This is a genomic window from Ruegeria sp. AI2 (assembly GCF_056541275.1).
In genome coordinates, this window is record NZ_JBQFYB010000063.1 from 1 (window position 1) to 960 (window position 960).

Annotated in this window: 1 protein-coding gene; it reads right to left on the reverse strand. The window is 58.1% G+C overall.

Annotation, left to right across the window (positions count from 1 at the left end; all coding sequences use genetic code 11):
- Positions 1–960, reverse strand: a 960-nt coding sequence (locus ACR0LL_RS21155) for a DNA gyrase subunit B family protein (protein WP_480589272.1), incomplete at both ends; no start/stop codon positions are given.

Consider the following 960-nt stretch of genomic DNA (forward strand, 5'->3'; position numbering starts at 1 on the left):
GCATCCGGTCAAACCGTGCGCGTTCGACGTTCAGGATTTTTCCACGCAGTGGCAGAACGGCCTGGGTCAGCCGGTCACGCCCGGTCTGAGCTGAGCCACCCGCCGAGTCCCCCTCAACGAGGAACACTTCGGTCTTGGACGGATCTTTTTCGGAACAGTCTTTCAGCTTCCCGGCCAGATAGTTCACATCCATTGCCGTCTTGCGACGGGTCAGTTCACGGGCTTTCCGGGCTGCTTCGCGGGCCAGAGCGGCCTCGATGATCTTGCCGACAATGATCTTGGCCTCATTTGGGTTCTCTTCTAACCATTCGGCCAACTTCTCATTCATCAGACTTTCAACTTCCGGGCGCACCTCGGAACTGACCAGCTTGTCCTTGGTCTGGGATGAGAATTTCGGGTCAGGCACTTTGACCGACAACACGCAGGTCAGACCCTCGCGCGCATCATCGCCGGTGAAACTGACCTTTTCCTTCTTCGCGATGCCGCTGGACTGTGCGTAGTTGTTGATCGTCCGCGTCAGGGCACCCCGGAAGCCCGCTACGTGCGTACCCCCATCGCGCTGGGGGATGTTGTTGGTGAAGGGCAGAACCGTCTCGTGATAGCTGTCATTCCACCACATGGCGATTTCAACGCCGATCTCATCCCGTTCGCCCTTGATGTAGATCGGTTCCGGCATGGCCGCCGTTTTTGAGCGATCCAGATACTTAACGAACTCCTTGACGCCGCCTTCGTAGAACAGCTCGGTTTCCAGGCGTTCCGCCGGACGTTCGTCGATCAGAATGATGCGCACGCCCGAGTTCAGGAAGGCCAGTTCGCGAAGACGTTTTTCCAGCGTCTCGAAAGAGTATTCCAGATTCGAAAACGTGTTGGTCGAGGCCAAGAATCGCACCTCGGTCCCGGTGCGGCCGCCAGCCTCGCCCACAACTTTCAGATGCTCCGCCGTCTCGCCACCTTCAAAGC